The sequence below is a fragment of the Neobacillus sp. CF12 genome, assembly GCF_030348765.1.
Classification (GTDB): domain Bacteria; phylum Bacillota; class Bacilli; order Bacillales; family Cytobacillaceae; genus Neobacillus.
The window spans coordinates 5,560,436-5,577,153 of the sequence record NZ_JAUCEU010000007.1; the positions used below are offsets into that span (position 1 = coordinate 5,560,436).

General features: G+C 40.0%; 15 protein-coding genes. 7 read left to right on the plus strand and 8 right to left on the minus strand.

Translation table 11 applies throughout. The annotated features are described in order from the left end of the window. Nucleotide 1 precedes the first annotated feature (1 nt). The 3 genes from QUG14_RS26645 (at nucleotide 2) to QUG14_RS26655 (ending at nucleotide 4,105) form a co-directional block, all read left to right on the plus strand. Nucleotides 2-1,552: an acyl-CoA carboxylase subunit beta gene (locus QUG14_RS26645; RefSeq protein WP_289343488.1), complete on the plus strand. Its 1,551-nt coding sequence runs from the start codon at nucleotides 2-4 to the stop codon at nucleotides 1,550-1,552. A 73-nt stretch (nucleotides 1,553-1,625) separates the two neighbouring features. Then, nucleotides 1,626-2,747, plus strand: a complete 1,122-nt coding sequence (locus tag QUG14_RS26650; protein ID WP_289343489.1) for a tripeptidase T — start codon at nucleotides 1,626-1,628, stop codon at nucleotides 2,745-2,747. A gap of 80 nt (nucleotides 2,748-2,827) precedes the next feature. Next, the gene (locus QUG14_RS26655; protein ID WP_289343490.1) at nucleotides 2,828-4,105 is read left to right on the plus strand and encodes a DNA polymerase IV; all 1,278 of its coding nucleotides are present in this window, start codon (nucleotides 2,828-2,830) and stop codon (nucleotides 4,103-4,105) included. A gap of 45 nt (nucleotides 4,106-4,150) precedes the next feature. Here QUG14_RS26655 and zwf read toward each other — a convergent pair whose 3' ends face one another. After that, on the minus strand, nucleotides 4,151-5,620 hold the full coding sequence (gene zwf, locus QUG14_RS26660) for a glucose-6-phosphate dehydrogenase (RefSeq protein WP_289344246.1): 1,470 nt from the start codon (nucleotides 5,618-5,620) through the stop codon (nucleotides 4,151-4,153). A gap of 195 nt (nucleotides 5,621-5,815) precedes the next feature. Between zwf and rnz the strand changes: the two genes are divergently transcribed. Next, nucleotides 5,816-6,739 carry a ribonuclease Z gene (gene rnz, locus QUG14_RS26665; protein ID WP_289343491.1) on the plus strand — a complete coding sequence of 308 codons (924 nt, stop codon included), beginning with the start codon at nucleotides 5,816-5,818 and terminating at the stop codon, nucleotides 6,737-6,739. 33 nt (nucleotides 6,740-6,772) lie between these two features. On the opposite strand, the gene namA is transcribed toward rnz, so the two are convergent. The 3 genes from namA to proC form a co-directional block, all read right to left on the minus strand. Next, nucleotides 6,773-7,792 (minus strand): NADPH dehydrogenase NamA, encoded by a 1,020-nt coding sequence (gene namA, locus QUG14_RS26670; RefSeq protein ID WP_289343492.1) that lies wholly within the window; start codon nucleotides 7,790-7,792, stop codon nucleotides 6,773-6,775. A gap of 335 nt (nucleotides 7,793-8,127) precedes the next feature. Beyond that, nucleotides 8,128-9,267, minus strand: a complete 1,140-nt coding sequence (locus tag QUG14_RS26675) for a glycosyltransferase family 2 protein (RefSeq protein ID WP_289343493.1) — start codon at nucleotides 9,265-9,267, stop codon at nucleotides 8,128-8,130. 60 nt (nucleotides 9,268-9,327) lie between these two features. Beyond that, nucleotides 9,328-10,173, minus strand: coding sequence for a pyrroline-5-carboxylate reductase (gene proC / locus QUG14_RS26680; protein WP_289343494.1), 846 nt, complete (start codon nucleotides 10,171-10,173; stop codon nucleotides 9,328-9,330). 480 nt (nucleotides 10,174-10,653) lie between these two features. Between proC and QUG14_RS26685 the strand changes: the two genes are divergently transcribed. Further along, complete coding sequence (locus QUG14_RS26685) at nucleotides 10,654-11,451, plus strand: SDR family NAD(P)-dependent oxidoreductase (RefSeq protein ID WP_289343495.1); 798 nt, start codon at nucleotides 10,654-10,656, stop codon at nucleotides 11,449-11,451. Between the two features lie 29 nt (nucleotides 11,452-11,480). On the opposite strand, the gene QUG14_RS26690 is transcribed toward QUG14_RS26685, so the two are convergent. Beyond that, nucleotides 11,481-11,675, minus strand: a complete 195-nt coding sequence (locus tag QUG14_RS26690) for a YqzH family protein (protein ID WP_289343496.1) — start codon at nucleotides 11,673-11,675, stop codon at nucleotides 11,481-11,483. A gap of 182 nt (nucleotides 11,676-11,857) precedes the next feature. On the opposite strand from QUG14_RS26690, the gene QUG14_RS26695 reads away from it, so the two are divergent. Further along, nucleotides 11,858-13,117 carry a Y-family DNA polymerase gene (locus QUG14_RS26695; protein ID WP_289343497.1) on the plus strand — a complete coding sequence of 420 codons (1,260 nt, stop codon included), beginning with the start codon at nucleotides 11,858-11,860 and terminating at the stop codon, nucleotides 13,115-13,117. Between the two features lie 26 nt (nucleotides 13,118-13,143). Continuing rightward, nucleotides 13,144-13,479, plus strand: coding sequence for a YolD-like family protein (locus QUG14_RS26700; RefSeq protein WP_289343498.1), 336 nt, complete (start codon nucleotides 13,144-13,146; stop codon nucleotides 13,477-13,479). Between the two features lie 45 nt (nucleotides 13,480-13,524). Here the strand turns inward: QUG14_RS26700 and QUG14_RS26705 are convergent, their stop codons facing one another. From QUG14_RS26705 to QUG14_RS26715, 3 genes are all read right to left on the minus strand, one after another. Then, the gene (locus tag QUG14_RS26705) at nucleotides 13,525-14,649 is read right to left on the minus strand and encodes a cupin domain-containing protein (protein WP_289343499.1); all 1,125 of its coding nucleotides are present in this window, start codon (nucleotides 14,647-14,649) and stop codon (nucleotides 13,525-13,527) included. Nucleotides 14,650-14,726: 77 nt separating this feature from the next. Beyond that, on the minus strand, nucleotides 14,727-15,677 hold the full coding sequence (locus QUG14_RS26710) for a fumarylacetoacetate hydrolase family protein (RefSeq protein WP_289343500.1): 951 nt from the start codon (nucleotides 15,675-15,677) through the stop codon (nucleotides 14,727-14,729). A 102-nt stretch (nucleotides 15,678-15,779) separates the two neighbouring features. Then, nucleotides 15,780-16,541, minus strand: a complete 762-nt coding sequence (locus QUG14_RS26715; protein WP_289343501.1) for an IclR family transcriptional regulator — start codon at nucleotides 16,539-16,541, stop codon at nucleotides 15,780-15,782. Nucleotides 16,542-16,718 lie beyond the last annotated feature (177 nt).

Here is a 16,718-nt window from a genome sequence, read left to right on the forward strand (position 1 = left end):
AATGATAGACATCTATGAAAAAATAAATGAATTATATGATAAGCGCCGCGAAGTAGAACTTGGAGGCGGGGACGAAAGAATTGAAAAACAGCATGAAAAGGGAAAGTTAACGGCAAGAGAAAGGATAGAGCTTTTAGTAGATAAAGGGTCCTTTGTTGAATTAAGTCCATTTATTGAGCATAGAACCAATGACTTTGGTTTGGATGAACAGAAAGGACCTGGTGACGGTGTAGTAACCGGTTATGGAAAAGTGAATGGCCGGCCAATCTACTTGTTTTCACAAGACTTTACCGTATTTGGCGGTGCGCTCGGGGAAATGCACGCCAAAAAAATTGCGAATGTAATGGATTTAGCTGCAAAAAACGGCACACCGTTTGTGGGCTTAAATGATTCCGGCGGTGCCCGAATTCAAGAAGGTGTTGTCTCGCTAGATGGTTATGGTCATATCTTTTATCGAAATGCGATTTATTCTGGGGTAATACCTCAGATATCCGTCATTATGGGACCTTGTGCCGGTGGAGCGGTTTATTCACCTGCCATTACCGATTTCGTATTTATGGTTGAAAAAACCAGTCAAATGTTTATTACAGGTCCAAAAGTGATTGAAACCGTAACAGGTGAGAAAATTTCCGCGGAGGACCTTGGTGGAGCCCATGTTCATAATAGTATCAGTGGGAATGCCCATTTTGAATCTGCCTCAGAGCAAGAGGTTTTAGAAGAGGTTCGCAAATTACTAAGTTATCTTCCACAAAATAATGAAGAAAAACCTCCAAGACTCGAAGTTGAAGAGGAAAACGATTATCGACCAGACTTAACCGACGTTATTCCATTTGATGCTATCCGTCCATATGATGTCCGAAAGGTAATTGAACAAGTTGCCGATGCAGACTCTTTTATGGAAATACAGAAAAACTTTGCGAAAAACATCGTCGTTGGTTTTGCGAGGATTAAAGGTGAAACTGTCGGACTAGTTTGCAACCAGCCTAAAGTGATGGCGGGCGGACTTGATATTAATTCATCTGATAAAGCCGCAAGATTTATTCGTACCTGTGATTCGTTTAATATCCCGATTATTACCTTTGAAGATGTTACAGGTTTCTTTCCAGGAGTTAAACAGGAGCATGGAGGCATTATTCGACATGGTGCCAAGATCTTATATGCTTATTCAGAAGCGACGGTTCCAAAACTGACAGTGATTACAAGAAAAGCTTATGGAGGGGCATATGTAGCGCTTAATAGTAAGTCTATCGGTGCAGACTTAGTTTTTGCATGGCCAAATGCTGAAATTGCTGTAATGGGTCCTCAGGGTGCTGCCAATATCATTTTTGCGAAAGAAATACAAAATAGTGAGAATCCGGAACAAGTAAGACAGCAGAAAATTGAAGAATACCGTGAAAAATTTGCGAATCCATATGTGGCAGCAAGCAGAGGAATGGTTGATGATGTCATTGACCCACGTGAAACCAGAATAAAAATTATCCAAGCATTAGAAATGCTGCGAACCAAAAAAGAATCAAGACCGTTCAAAAAACACGGCAATATCCCACTTTAATGGAATCATTTGATGACAGGAATCCGAAGGAGTATACTTATACAGTGAGTACATATAACGGAGGGTTATTCAGATGATTAATCATGAACGTCTTTTGAATGAATTTTTAGAACTTGTACAAATTGATTCTGAAACAAAATACGAAACAGAAATTGCGAAAGTATTAAAACAAAAATTCACAGATTTAGGTCTAGATGTGTTTGAAGACGATACAACGGCCGTAACGGGTCATGGTGCCGGCAACCTTATTTGTACCCTTGCTGCAACGAAAGACGGCGTAGACCCTATTTATTTCACTTCTCATATGGATACAGTAGTTCCTGCTAGAGGGGTTAAACCATCCATTAAGGACGGGTACATTGTAACCGATGGAACAACCATTTTAGGTGCTGATGATAAAACAGGCTTAGCTGTTATGCTTGAAACCATTCGCGTACTAAAAGAAAAAAATATTCCTCATGGACAAATTCAATTCGTTATCACAGTCGGGGAAGAATCTGGACTTGTTGGCGCAAAAGCACTTGACCCTTCTTTAATGAAGGCGAAATATGGTTATGCGTTAGATAGTGATGGTTTAGTTGGTAATATCGTGGTTGCCGCTCCTACTCAAGCCAAGGTTAAAGCAGTTATTTATGGCAAAACGGCTCATGCGGGTGTAGCTCCAGAAAAAGGGGTTTCCGCGATTACGATTGCAGCAAAATCGATTGCAAGAATGTCATTAGGCAGAATTGACTCAGAAACAACCGCAAATATCGGACGTTTTGAAGGCGGCACACAAACGAATATTGTTTGCGACCGTGTTGATATTCTAGCAGAAGCACGTTCACTTATTGCTGAGAAAATGGAAGCACAAGCAGCAAAAATGAAAGAGGCCTTTGAGACGGTTGCGGCTGAAATGGGTGGAAGAGCAGAAGTGGATATTGAGGTCATGTACCCAGGCTTTAAATTTGGGGAAGGTGATCAGGTCGTAGAAATCGCACGTAAAGCGGCAGCAAAGATTGGCCGTAGTTGTGAATTACAACATAGCGGCGGTGGAAGCGATGCTAACGTCATTGCTGGTTTCAATATTCCAACTGTAAACCTAGCAGTGGGTTATGAAGATATTCACACCACAAATGAACGCATGCCGATTGAAGAATTAAACAAGCTGGCAGAAATGACGATTGCCATTATTGAAGAGGTTACAAATCAATAAGTGATATTTTAAGGGGAGAGCCATCTGGTTCTCCTTTTGTTATACTAGAGGTACCATTTTTTTAGGAGAAGTGTCATGAGATGAAGGAAATGTATCCGAAAAAGGGAAGAGTCATTCTACATGTTGATATGAATAGCTTTTACGCCTCGGTAGAAATGTCGTATGACCCAGAGCTTAAGGGAAATCCGGTTGCGATTGCCGGAAACGTTGAGGAGCGCCGTGGGATTATTATTACCTGCAGTTACGAAGCTAGAAAATTTGGGGTAAAGACAACTATGCCTTTGTGGGAAGCCAAGAAACTCTGTCCGCAGTTAATTATTAGGAAACCTAATTTTGACCGTTATCGGACCGCTTCTATCGCCATGTTTGAGATTCTGAGGAATTATACAGAACTGGTAGAACCCGTATCGATTGATGAGGGGTACCTGGATATAACAGATTCTTTTGAGCTTGGCAGCCCAATTGAAATCGCCAAAAGTATTCAAAAAAGAGTTCTTGAACAGCTTGATCTGCCATGCAGCATTGGGATTGCACCCAATAAATTTTTGGCAAAGACTGCTTCTGATATGAAAAAACCAATGGGAATAACGATATTGCGAAAGCGTGATATCCCTTCTGTTTTGTGGCCATTAAATACAAGTGATATGCATGGTGTTGGTAAAAAAACGGCAGAAAAGTTAAAGACTATTGGTATCCATACGATTGGGGAGTTAGCGGCTGGAAATGAGATACAATTGAAATCACTGCTCGGCATTAATGGAATCCGCATAAAGGAAAGGGCAAATGGAATTGATAACCGACAAGTCGATCCAGAGGCGGTTTCTGATTTTAAAAGTATTGGAAATTCAACCACCTTGCCAAAGGATACGAGCAATCAACAGGAATTGTATCGGGTATTAGAATCCTTGGCAGAAACGGTTTCAGTAAGGTTAAAACGGAAAAATGTCCTAGCTGCAACACTAGGAATTACAATCCGTTTTAAAGATCGAAAAACAATTACTCGAAGCAAAAAACTTTCTAATCCCATTCAACTTAAAGACGATATTGCTTCACTTTCGAAACAAATTTTTCTCAAGCATTGGAACGGGAATTCTGTCCGTCTATTAGGCATTACAGGCTACGATTTAGTAGAGCAGGATTTAGCCTATAAACAGCTTGACTTATTCTCATTTGAAAAAGATGCAAAAAAAGAGCCGTTACTTAAAACCCTGTCCACTCTTCGTGATAAATATGGGAAAAGTATTATAGAAAGTGCCGGTACTAGTAAGGTTAACAATGCACATAACGTGGGAACCGGGACAAGTTTTAATAAAGATTTTCTTCGTACCTTCCCGAAAAAAGATAAAGAAGAAGAGTAAAAGCTCCGCTTTTGTCTATGAACAAGAGCGGAGCTTTTATTAGGCTTATTTACAAATATCTACTTCTAAAGCAGTTACTGGCCACCAGAAGAACCCGTCTTTTTCTAAGAGTTCATCAGCGGCTTTCGGTCCCATTGAACCAGATTCATAATTTGGATAGTAATCGGCTTTCGTTTTTTCCCATACTTCTGAAATATTGTCCACAAAGGCCCAAGAATAGGCGACTTCATCCCAGTGAGTAAAGTTGGTTGCATCACCACGCATACAATCATACAGGAGCTTTTCATACCCTTCAGGAGTGTTCATTGCATGAATACCCGTATTAGCAAAGCTTAGCTTTACCTCTTGGGCATCGAGATGTCCACCAGCTTTTTTAGCATTGAGATGCAGTGTAATACCTTCCTCTGGCTGGATGTGGATGACAAGGAGATTTGGATTGATTAGTTTTTCTGGCTGATAATAAAGATTCATCGGAATGTCTTTAAATTGCACAACAATCTTTGTTGATTTTGTTGTCATTCTTTTACCGGTTCGAATGTAAAAAGGTACACCTGCCCAGCGGAAATTATCAATCATAATCTTCCCGGCCACAAAGGTTTCTGTATTTGACTCCTTGTCTACCATAGGTTCTGCGCGATATTCAGGAACCTGTTGATCCTCGACCATACCAGAACCATATTGTCCCCGGACAAAATATTTATTTATTTTTTCGCCCTCAATCATTCTTAATGAACGAAACACTCTGACTTTCTCGGAACGCACTTCATCGGTCGTTAGCTTAATCGGTGGTTCCATGGCGAGTAGTGCTACCATTTGCATCATATGGTTCTGAACCATATCCCGGAGGGCACCGCTTGTTTCATAATAACGACCTCGTTCTTCAACACCGAGGACTTCGCTAGAGGTAATTTGTATATTGGAAATATAACGATTATTCCATAGCGGCTCAAAAATGGCATTGGCAAAACGAATTACTTCAATATTTCTGACCATTTCTTTTCCTAAATAGTGATCAATTCGGTAAACTTCTTCTTCTGAAAAAGCAGTACGGATTTGTTCATTTAATTCTTTTGCAGATTCTAAGTTATGACCGAATGGTTTTTCTATCACAAGACGTTTGTAGCCTTTTACATCTGTTAATCCATCAGATTTCAAATGTAATGCGATTGGGCCAAAGAATTCGGGTGCCATCGCAAGATAAAAAATTCGATTCCCTTCTAAGTTGTATTTCTCATCAATTTGCTCAGCTAGATTTTTTAAAGCTAAATAGGATTTAGAATCTGCTACATCGTGTGACTGATAGTAAAAATGAGAAGCAAATTCATCAATATTATCCTTTTTCCCGAGTGCGGTTAAAACAGAGTCCTTAACAGAATTTTGAAAATCTTCAGTAGATAAGGGTCTCCTAGCCACACCAATTACCGCAAATTTATCTAGCTTTCCTTTTTGAAATAAGCGGTATAGGGAGGGAAAGAGCTTTCGAATAGCTAAATCTCCAGTTGCACCAAATATCATGATTAATGATGTCATATTTCTAGATTGTTCCACAATAATTACCTCTCCTTATATGTATTCAATTTAGATTTAGCAAAAATCGACCCAAGCATGTATCGAAATCTAATCCTTTAAAAGAGAATACCATGGAAACAGGGTATTTGTGCAAGTGATATGCTATATTATTTATACAATAATCGACAAGGAGTGGTTTTTTTGGACATTCTTTTTTTAGGAACGGGTGCTGGAATACCTGCTAAGCTCCGTAATGTTACGTCCATCGCTTTAAAATTACTGGAGGAACGAGGAGCCATTTGGTTGTTCGATGCCGGTGAAGCGACACAGCACCAAATTTTACATACTTCGATAAAACCTCGCAGAATCGAGAAAGTTTTTATTACGCACCTACATGGCGATCATATCTATGGTCTTCCTGGACTTTTAGCGAGCCGTTCTTTTCAAGGCGGGGAATCAGAAGTGACGGTTTATGGACCAAAAGGTCTGAAAGAATATATTACGATCAGCCTTTCAGTCAGTCAAACCTATCTAAAATATCCACTAAGAGTCATTGAGATTGAAGAAGGAATTATTTTCGAAGATGAACAGTTTATCGTTGAAGCAAAATTACTAGATCACGGCATTCCTTCCTATGGCTATCGGATTATTGAAAAGGACAAGTCCGGGACGTTATTAGCGGATAAGTTGGTCGAAGCAGGAGTACAGCCAGGACCAATATTTCGAAAAATTAAAGAAGGTGAAAGTATTACACTTGAAGATGGAAGAGTGATTGTACCTGAAGAGTTTTTGGGTCCGGACCAAAAAGGGCGGATTGTAACCATTCTAGGGGACACAAGATACTGTGATAATGCAATTTCCTTAGCACAGGATGCAGATCTATTAATTCATGAAGCAACCTTCTCTAAAGGGGAGGAGAACCTTGCCTATGATTATTTTCACTCGACCACCCATCAGGCTGCAGAGGTGGCAAAACGATCTGGAAGTAAGCAACTTTGCTTAACACATATCAGTTCACGCTACGACCGGCAAGCATGGCTGGAGTTAGTCAAGGAAGCACAGGAGATTTTTCCGAATACAGAAATTGCCGAAGACTTTAAGGAAATAAATATCCAGAGTAAATAACGAAAAAAGACGGCCAAAAGCCGTCTTCATTCGTTATTTCCAACCGAGTACATACTGTTTGGGTCCTTCAATGGTTATGCCTAGTTCCTTGGCTGCAGTTCTTGGCCAATAGGGGTCACGTAATAATTCTCGAGCTAAAAAGACTAAATCGGCACGCTCATTTTGAAGGATTTCCTCTGCTTGTATACCAGTTGTAATTAATCCCACTGCTCCTGTAGAAATTTCAGCACCATTTCTAATGGTTTCGGAATAAGGAACTTGATAGCCTGGATACACATTAATCTGTGCTGGTATGACACCTCCAGAGCTTGGATCAATTAAATCTACCCCTTGTTCCTTCATCCATTGGCTGAAAAATACATAATCTAGCGGTGTCAACCCTTCTTCATGATATTCATGTGCAGAAACTCGTACAAACAGCACTCCATCCCAGACGGTTTTGATTCCTTCAATTATTTCGCGAAGGAAGCGGTAGCGATTTTCAGCAGATCCACCATATTCATCGGTTCGTTTATTTGATAGAGGTGAAAGGAACTCATTAATTAAATAGCCATGAGCAGCATGTATTTCAATCACATCAAAACCAGCCTTTGCTGCCCGTTCGGCCCCATTTTTGAAAGCCTCAACTGTTTCCTTAATATCTTCTGTCGTCATTTCTTTTGGAGTTTTCATTTTTTCGTTAAAAGCTATGGCCGAAGGAGCAAGTATATCACCCTCTAGGACTGCCTTTCTACCCGCATGGGCAAGCTGAATACCTGTTTTAGCACCCTGTTCCTTCATCAGGTTAACGAGTTCTGTGAGCCCTTTAATGTGGTCATCGCTCCAAATTCCTAAATCCCTTGGTGAAATCCTGCCTTGTGGAGTTACTGCAGTTGCTTCAACAATAATCAGCCCAACTTGTCCAACTGCCCGGCTTGTATAATGAGTGCGGTGCCAATTCTGAATTTGACCATCTTCGTTATGACTTGAATACATGCACATCGGTGCCATTACAATTCGATTTTTCAGTGTTACATCCTTAATCGTAAAAGGCGAAAACAATTTTGCAGACATAAAATTCCTCCTACTATTATTCATATGTACATACGATCCGTTTTTGGAAATCAAGTTTGGGTCGCTATAGGCTTCCTTGAGTGACCCAAACCTGATTTGGAAAGAGCGTTGGGTCAATGCAGACCATCTGGAGTGACCGAAACCTATTCTGTAAAGAGCGTTGGGTTAATGCAGATCATCTGGAGTGACCGAACCCCATTCTGAAAAGAGTGTTGGGTCACTCAAGACTATCTAGAGTGACCCAACCCATTACTGCATTAACTTTTCGGTCACTACACTATACAGAAGTCAATTATAGTATAGCAAAATGCACTCATTTATTAAAAATAAGTGCATTACTCTTTTTTCCTTAATTCGCTTAACTTGTATAGTGTGCCTCTCCACATGATTCCGCCGCGTTTATAGGTTAGGATGCTGGCACGAATGATGGAGTAGATAAATAATAAAGCAGTAACGGGTAATACGAGAAACATAGAAGGGGAGAATACCGTCATTTTTTTGATGACCATTACGTAATGAATACCACTTAATAAGATAACTCCTAAGCTTAAGAGGGAGACTATTTTATCAGAAGAAAATATCGTGATAAAGGGCAGGACATTGGTAATAAATACACCAAATACCGCAAAGATCACCATGCTCACTCGATAATGTAATCCGGCAAACGTATTCTTTTCCAGTCCGACAAATGCCTCACGTAAACTCCCATACCATTCTACCTCAATTAGTTTAAGTGCCGTGACAATCCTCTGACGATAGCCTGCTTGCTTCATTCTCATTCCAAGCTGTAAGTCGTCATCCGGCCTCATCTTCACCTTCTCATGTGTTCCGAACGCCTCATACGATTCCTTCAAAATAAGGTTAAATGCGCCAATCCCAGTCCCGATTTTTGACTTTGGGTTATTGGCTGCCCAAGGGCGTTTAAAATAGGAAAATCCAAATAAGAAAAAAGCTATAAATGTCTTTAACCAAAATTTCTTGGCACTTAAGTTGGGTGCGGCAGTCAAATGATCTAGCTGGTGGCGTTCAAAATATCTTAATGCCTTTGCAAATGCCTCTTCTTCAAATTTAACGTCCGCATCGGTAAACAGCAGCCATTTTCCAGAAGCTTGCAGGAATCCATGATATAAGGCGTTATTTTTTCCAAGCCATCCTTCTGGTAATTCTTCAATATGGATGATGGAAACTCGTTGATCTTCTTTTTTCAACTCTTCCATCCTAAGACCGGTAGCATCGGTTGATCGATCATTGACGAGAATCCACTCAACATTTCTGTATGTTTGCGCTAACTGACTGAGAATACTTGTTTTAATTTGCTGTTCCTCATTACGCGCGGCTACTATAACGGATAACAGAGGCCCATTCTCTAAGCCTTCTTCAGCTTCTAAAGAGTCTATTTTTCGTAAACCTATTAATCCGTCTGAGAGAAAAACAGTCCAGACTAGGATACCAATAAAAAATAATATCGTTAGCACCTGCGCACACTCCAAAGTCTTTTTAACCTAGTTTATATGAATAGTGCCCAAACATCCAAATTAAGATGTTGGTTCTGACACTTCTAACTGTGAACGTAAGGCAGCTCCCATTTTTTTTGATTGGGTAGTTGCGGCCTTAATACAAGAAATGAACGCCTGCTGGACTTGATGTTCTTCAAGTACCCTAACACCTGCTTCTGTGGTTCCGCCTGGACTTGTTACATCTCTTCGTAACTGCTCCGATGATTTCGTGGAGTTTTTGACCATCTCTGCGGCCCCAATTAATGTTTGCACAATTAGTTCACTCGCCATTTCCTTATCTAGCCCAACTTCTACTGCACTTTTTTCCATGGCTTCAATAAGGTAATAAATATAAGCTGGGCCACTGCCAGATAGACCTGTTACAGCATCTAGTTGTTCCTCCTCAACAAAAGAAGTTAAGCCGACTGTTCCAAATAGCTTTTTCATTAATTCAATTTGATGAGGGGTAACGCGCTCATTTACAGCAACGGCGGTGGCTGATTTACCAACAGCGGCTGATGTATTTGGCATTGCTCGAACAATGGCAATCGGTAATCTCGCTAAAGTTTCAATCGTGCTCATGGACACACCAGCTAATACAGAAACTACCAGCATTTTTTCGGATAAATATTCACGAATAGCTTGAATGGCTGTTGCGGCATCCTTTGGTTTCATCGATAAAATGACGATGTCTGCACCAGAAAACAATTCGTTTAAATCATAGGTGGTGTGGACACCATATGTGTTGCTTAACTCCTTCAGCCTCTGTGCATTTGAATTGTTTGTAACCCAAATATTTTTTCTATCAATTAAACTTTTCTCTAGAATTCCTGAAATAAATGCTTCCGCCATCGAACCGGCACCGATAAATACTAATTTTTTCATGACTATTGCCCCCTAATTTATTAATAAATACAAAAAGACCCTTCATCCAAAAAGGACGAAAGGTCTATCTTCCGTGGTACCACCTTTATTTACCCCAAGCAAAACAAAAGCACTTTAGGGTTCACTCGACTCCGATAACGCCGGATTTACGTTAGGTTTTCCTAAGTGCTCATAAGGTAGGTTCAATGATCAAGAGGGCTGTGAGGTCTTTCAGCCTGAGGACTTCACTCTCTATTGCCATTTTTCATTTACTAGTCTTAGTCATCGCATTTTACAAATTAAATTTTAATAGTGATTATCCGGGATAACCGGGCTGTCTGTCAAGTATAAGTTTCTGAATTTTTAAATTTATTATTTATATTTTTTAAAAATGGCAGGCTGAAACTCCGAGTAGGACAACTTGACTAATTAGCGTCTTTCGGCGAGATTAGTAGTAAGGAGCAGCAACCTGTCCTTTATCAAGCTGATTGAGGTGTTAGTATGGCTAGGGAACAACTTAAAGGAAAAAATATTGTTATTACCGGTGCATCAGGAGGAATAGGTGCGGAAATTGCCAAGCTATGCGGGCAAAGTGGCGCCAATCTTGTCCTAATTGCACGGAGTATAGAAAAGCTGAAGCAGCTGCAAACGGATTTGCGGCAAAAGCATCAAGTAAGGGTCGATGTCTATCAACTAGATGTTTCAGACACGGAAAAAGTAAAAGATGTTTTTAGTGAAATAACCGCGAAAATTGACCATATTGATATTCTTGTAAATAATGCAGGTTTTGGCGTTTTCCGTGAAGCACATGAAGCAACCATGGATGAAATTAAAGGCATGTTTGATGTCAATGTTGTTGGACTGATGGCGTGCACAAGCATGGTGCTCCCGAAAATGCGTGAACGCCGCTTCGGTCATATTATTAATATTGCCTCCCAGGCGGGAAAAATCGCTACACCGAAGTCAAGTGTTTATTCAGCTACCAAGCATGCGGTTCTCGGCTATACCAATTCACTTAGAATGGAACTTAGTGATTATAATGTTCGGGTAACATCTGTGAATCCGGGACCGATTGCAACCAACTTTTTTAACATCGCCGATGAAAAAGGTACGTATGTTAAAAATGTTCAAAAGTTTATGCTGCAGCCGGAGTATGTTGCGCAGAAAGTTGTCGATAGCATGCTTACGAAAACAAGAGAAATCAACCTGCCGCGCTGGATGAATATGGGCAGTGTCGTATATGTGCTTTTTCCAAGACTTTTCGAAACAATTGGAAAAAAGGCATTTAACAAAAAGTAAAACCGCGACAGCGGTTTTACTTTTTGTTATTACCCTGTTAAAAATTCGTATACCGTATCGTTTACAGCCTCGTATAAATCTACAGTTGGCTGATCTGCTTTCATTTGAATAATCCGATCCACAAGTTCCTCTAAATCTCCACTGGTCATTGGCAATAAATCTACTTCGGAATAATATTGTTTAAAGCAATTTTTTATCATTTTTATAATTAACTTTTTCTCCATAACGGACACCTCAATCTCATTATATCGTTTTTTCCTCCGCCCAAATAACAACCTAGCAAAAAATTTCCATTGAATACGAACGCATATTCGCTTAAGATGTGTATATAATATAAAGAACAAACGTTCGTCAAAATAGTGTGTCTAGCTCCGGGCGCCCTCGCTTTTGAATTGGAGGAAAAGTCATGGTTGATTATAGCACGTTACCGCACAATCAAATTTTATGTGTTGACATGAAGAGCTTTTACGCAAGTTGTTCCGCTGTCATGCTTGGTCTTGATCCCTTGACTTGTTATTTAGCTGTGGCAGGTAACAAAGAACGTAATGGAAGTGTTGTGCTTGCCGCTTCACCGTGTTTGAAGAAAGAATTTGGAATTAAAACAGGTTCTAGGCTATTTGAGATTCCAGATGACCCGCGCATTCAAGTGGTCGAGCCAAAAATGGCAACGTATTTACGTATTTCTACGGAAATCACCCGCCTGTTTAATCGTTATGTACCAAAGGAAGCGATTCATACGTATAGCGTTGATGAAAGTTTCATCAAGGTGGATGGAGTACTCCATTTGTGGGGAGATGCCTTTACGGTTGCCGCAAAAATAAAGAAAGATATCGAACGTGAATTTCAGCTTCCATGTGCGGTCGGAATTGGCCCTAATATGTTACTGTCGAAGCTTTGCCTCGATCTTGAAGCAAAGAAGCATGGAATCGCGGAATGGAAGTATGAGGATGTCCAGACAAAGCTTTGGAATGTTTCACCGTTAAGAGAAATGTGGGGGATTGGCAGGCGTGTTGAAAAAACATTAAATGGGATGGGCATTTTCACGGTTGGTCAATTGGCTCGATATGATTTAGAAGCGCTCGAAAAAAAATTCGGAATCATGGGCAATCAACTTTATCATCATGCTTGGGGAGTCGACCTTTCAGACTTGGGAGCGCCTCTTGTTGAGGGACAAATCAGCTTTGGAAAAAGCCAAATTCTTTTAAGAGATTATAAAGAGGAAGAAGAAATTAAGCATGTGATTTTAGAAATGTGTGAAGAAGTAGCCCGAAGAGCGAGATCCCGCCGTAAAGCCGGGAGAACCATTAGCCTTAGCATTGGGTATAGCCAAGATGAACTCGGCGGCGGTTTTCATCGCTCAAGAACTATCAAGCAGCCAACAAATGTAACGATGGACCTGTACCGCGTCTGCCTGGAATTATTCCATGAACATTATACCGGGAAAACAGTAAGGCAAATTGCAATTAGTATCGGAAACATCGTCGATGACCACGAGTTTCAGCTTGATCTTTTTGACATGGGTGCGGTAAAGCGGCGAGAGCTGGGCTATGTGGTTGATTCTGTCCGCAGACGCTTTGGTTCAGGTTCCTTGTTACGGGCTGTTTCCTATACGGCAGCTGGAACCGCAAAGCACCGGGCCACGCTTGTGGGGGGGCATAAAAGATAAGAAATATTTAAGAGAGGGGGAGTCCAATGATTCGCGACCGTGGAAGAATCAAATGGGTTTCGATGATGCTTCCTGAGCATATTAAATTGCTTAGGGATTGGGTAAAAGAAGATCAGTATGAAGTAAAAAAAGAAATAGATGAGCAGCAGCTTGAACTTATGAATGCGACCTTATCTGAAGCAATCGAATTCGACCAATCCGTTACCATTACTCATTATCGAAATCAAAATTATGAACTTGTCATTGGGAAAATCCACTATTGGGACGAAATGACTGGGAGGCTTCATATTGTCGATCACTTTGAAGAAGTACACCGCATTCCGATTGCTGATATTGCAGATATCAGGATAACGGATGTGTAAACATCAAAAGAGCGTCTCCATTTTGGATACGCTCTTTTTGAATTTTTAACGGAAGTCCGCTTTAAATTCGCCAGTAACTTTTTGATGGCCGTTGTTTTCTTCAAATGATTGCTCTTGTTCTAAGTCAAAACGGTTCATAATTGGTAAATCGTTGACTGAGAATAGGTAAGAGTCTTCTGATGCAGAGTGTTCATACCAAGCCCAGTTTGGAACAACGAAGTAATCGCCTTTTTTCCAATCAAAACGGATGCCATTAATGATTGTGTGACCTGAACCTTTGTGTACTTGGTAAACAGTTGAGTGTGTATGGCGTAATGCCTTTGTTTTAAAACCATGCGGCAAATGCTGCATTCTTGTGCCAAGCGTTGGGTTAGCGGGTTTACCTGTGGATGGGTTAATGTACTCTACAGCAAATCCATGGTGTGGGTCTGGATCGAATTCCATCAAGCCTTTAATTCCTTCTACTGTGCGATCCCATTTGTAATTTGCAAGGGGAGCAACTGTATATTTATCATCACCAACAGGACGAACCATCCCGCCGCGATAACGTCTCTCTGAAAAATTATCTGGAATATCTGGCTGCTGTAAACCATCTTCATAAGGTTCAAAGAACGTACCACCGATTGCGTAAATAGTAGGAATATCTAAGGCATCCATCCAATACATAGGCTCAGTCCCTAAATGTGCGTGCCCATGCCATAAATTTTTAGGAGTAATTAAAAAGTCACCTTCCTCCATAAAAATACGCTCACCCTGCACAATCGTATATGCGCCTGAACCTTCAGAAATGAAGCGCAATGCACTTTGTGAGTGACGGTGAGATGGCGCTTTTTCACCAGGCAATAACATTTGAACCGCTGCATAAATCGTTTGAGTAGTGGATCCCCATCCCCAAGGTTCACGATACGTTAAACCAGGATTTTGAAAATAAATAGCACGACGTTCCCCGCCACGATCAGGAGTGAAGATTTGTGCTGCTTCAGCCATTTTCTTTTTGATTAATTCATCGCTCCAAAGATAAGCTTGTGCTTGAGGCTTTGGCGTTTTGTGCATAATTGTAGGAATAGCTTCCCATAGAGGTCCTAAGTTGTATTGTTGAATATCTCTTGTGTAATCGGTTACAATCGAACTTTTCATAAACTCTTGAACTTCTGGATTTACTTCAGCCATTTCACATTCTCCTTTATTATTCAAATTAATAGAGAAAAGGGGAGCAGCCCATGCTGCTTGACCCCTTGCAAATCTAATTAAACACTGGCTAGGACTTCTGTTGCCTTTACTTTATTTTCAAGGGCGCCAATTTGGTCGATTTCAATACGAACAACATCTCCATCTTTTAAAAATTGCGGAGGATTCATCGCAACTCCAACCCCTCCAGGAGTCCCTGTTAATACAACATCTCCTGGCTCTAACGTCATTAAATTTGATAAGAAAGCTACTAATTTTTGGACGGAGAATACTAGATTGGCAGTATTCGTTTTTTGACGTACTTCACCATTTACTTTAAGAACAACATCTAAGCCAGATGGATTTTGTAATTCATCGGATGTTACTAAATATGGTCCCATTGGTGCACTGCCATCTACGGTTTTTCCTTGTAACCATTGAAGTGTGCGTCGTTGGATATCACGATAAGTTACATCATTTGTAATGGTGTAACCTGCAACATAGTCTAATGCATCTTCTTCGGCAACATTGCGCGCTTGTTTGCCAACAACAAAGGTAAATTCTGCCTCATAGTCAAGTTGTTCAGAAATCGGATAGTGTGGAATATCGTCCTCAGGCCCCAAGATTGTATTGGCAAATTTAGCGAAAATAACTGGGTGTGATGGGAGTTCTCGACCCATTTCTAAAATGTGTTCGCGGTAGTTGTGACCAACACAAATAATTTTGCCTGGCTTTTGAACAGGTGCTCCTACTTTAACTTCTTCGCGATTGTAAATTACTTTTTTATCAAAACTTTCAGGATTAGCAAGAATGAAATCGATTGCATTTTGTGCAAGAATCAGCGATTCTTTACCACCTTGGTATAACTCGTCTGTATTTTCTGGCACATATGCTTTTGCGATTGCTTCGAATCTGTATTTTCCTTCTGCTTTTAATTGGGCTTGGTAGGCATAGTTTAAGTCGATTACCTGGTTGTCAACGATTGCCCCTGCACGTGTATGCCCAGCGACCGTATAATTAATAAGTTTCATGATTGTCCTCCTCATACTCACTATTTGTGAAACTAGTTCACTATTTATAAAAAATATTAATGGGTTTTAACAAAATTGTCAATATTATTTGTTTTCAGAAATCTATTTCTTGAAACCGAAATATTCCGAAATTTCTTTTGCGACATTGAGAACATATTGTCCAATGTGATGGTCGGCAGTTTTTGGTACTGTCTCAGTAATACCAACGATGGTAATGGCACCGAGCAGTTCATTATTGAAATTTAATATCGGGACACTAAAAGATGAGACATGATTAATTAGCGGTTCCGTTTTCGATGCAAAAAACAATGCTCTTGTTTTTTCTATTTCCCCTTGAAATTGCTTTATTTTACTTTTAGTGAGCTTCGATAATTCTGCTTCTTTCCATTCCTTCGTAATGACATCTTTTTCAAAGGCAGAAAAAACGACTCCAGTAGAAGAAGAGAGCGGCAAGTGTGTCCCCATTTGTGCACCGATATTTATTCCATAATCTGCACTTAAAATAAATGAAATTAATGGTCCCTTTATAGAAGGAACAGCTAGTAAAACTGTTAGATTCGTGTTCTCAGTAATCTTTTTGAAATAAGGAATAACCACTTCAATTAAAGAAGATTGGCCTAAAGCAACATTTCCTAACTGAACTAATTTGTGTCCAAGTGTATAGGTGTTTGTATGAGGATTTCGAGAGATTAATCCAAATTGGCATAGTGTTGCCAAATATTTATATAAATTGCCTTTTGTCATAGAGGTTCGGTTTTGAATATCAGTAAATTTTAGAGGCACTTTATCCATTGCTAAGATTTCTAATATGTTTAACCCAATTTGTAAGGACTGTATACCGGCGGCTTTCGTTTCAGTTGTCATCATGATCCCCCTTTATTAATTTGATTTTGGACATTGTGCAGAAATGTTGGTTAAAAGAAATTTCAGAATTTAAAAATTTTTTTATTGACGAAATGATGAAAAATGATTTAAAGTTTACTTATCAGGAACATTGTTCTCTATTTGTAGAAAATAATAACCTAATTAGGAGGGATTTTC

Coding starts and splice junctions, on each gene's coding strand:
- QUG14_RS26645 (WP_289343488.1), top strand. CDS start 2: ATGATAGACATCTATGAAAAAATAAATGAATTATATGATAAGCGCCGC.
- QUG14_RS26650 (WP_289343489.1), top strand. CDS start 1,626: ATGATTAATCATGAACGTCTTTTGAATGAATTTTTAGAACTTGTACAA.
- QUG14_RS26655 (WP_289343490.1), top strand. CDS start 2,828: ATGAAGGAAATGTATCCGAAAAAGGGAAGAGTCATTCTACATGTTGAT.
- zwf (WP_289344246.1), bottom strand. CDS start 5,620: ATGATATTTGGTGCAACTGGAGATTTAGCTATTCGAAAGCTCTTTCCC.
- namA (WP_289343492.1), bottom strand. CDS start 7,792: ATGTCTGCAAAATTGTTTTCGCCTTTTACGATTAAGGATGTAACACTG.
- proC (WP_289343494.1), bottom strand. CDS start 10,173: ATGAAAAAATTAGTATTTATCGGTGCCGGTTCGATGGCGGAAGCATTT.
- QUG14_RS26685 (WP_289343495.1), top strand. CDS start 10,654: ATGGCTAGGGAACAACTTAAAGGAAAAAATATTGTTATTACCGGTGCA.
- QUG14_RS26690 (WP_289343496.1), bottom strand. CDS start 11,675: ATGGAGAAAAAGTTAATTATAAAAATGATAAAAAATTGCTTTAAACAA.
- QUG14_RS26695 (WP_289343497.1), top strand. CDS start 11,858: ATGGTTGATTATAGCACGTTACCGCACAATCAAATTTTATGTGTTGAC.
- QUG14_RS26700 (WP_289343498.1), top strand. CDS start 13,144: ATGATTCGCGACCGTGGAAGAATCAAATGGGTTTCGATGATGCTTCCT.
- QUG14_RS26705 (WP_289343499.1), bottom strand. CDS start 14,649: ATGGCTGAAGTAAATCCAGAAGTTCAAGAGTTTATGAAAAGTTCGATT.
- QUG14_RS26710 (WP_289343500.1), bottom strand. CDS start 15,677: ATGAAACTTATTAATTATACGGTCGCTGGGCATACACGTGCAGGGGCA.
- QUG14_RS26715 (WP_289343501.1), bottom strand. CDS start 16,541: ATGACAACTGAAACGAAAGCCGCCGGTATACAGTCCTTACAAATTGGG.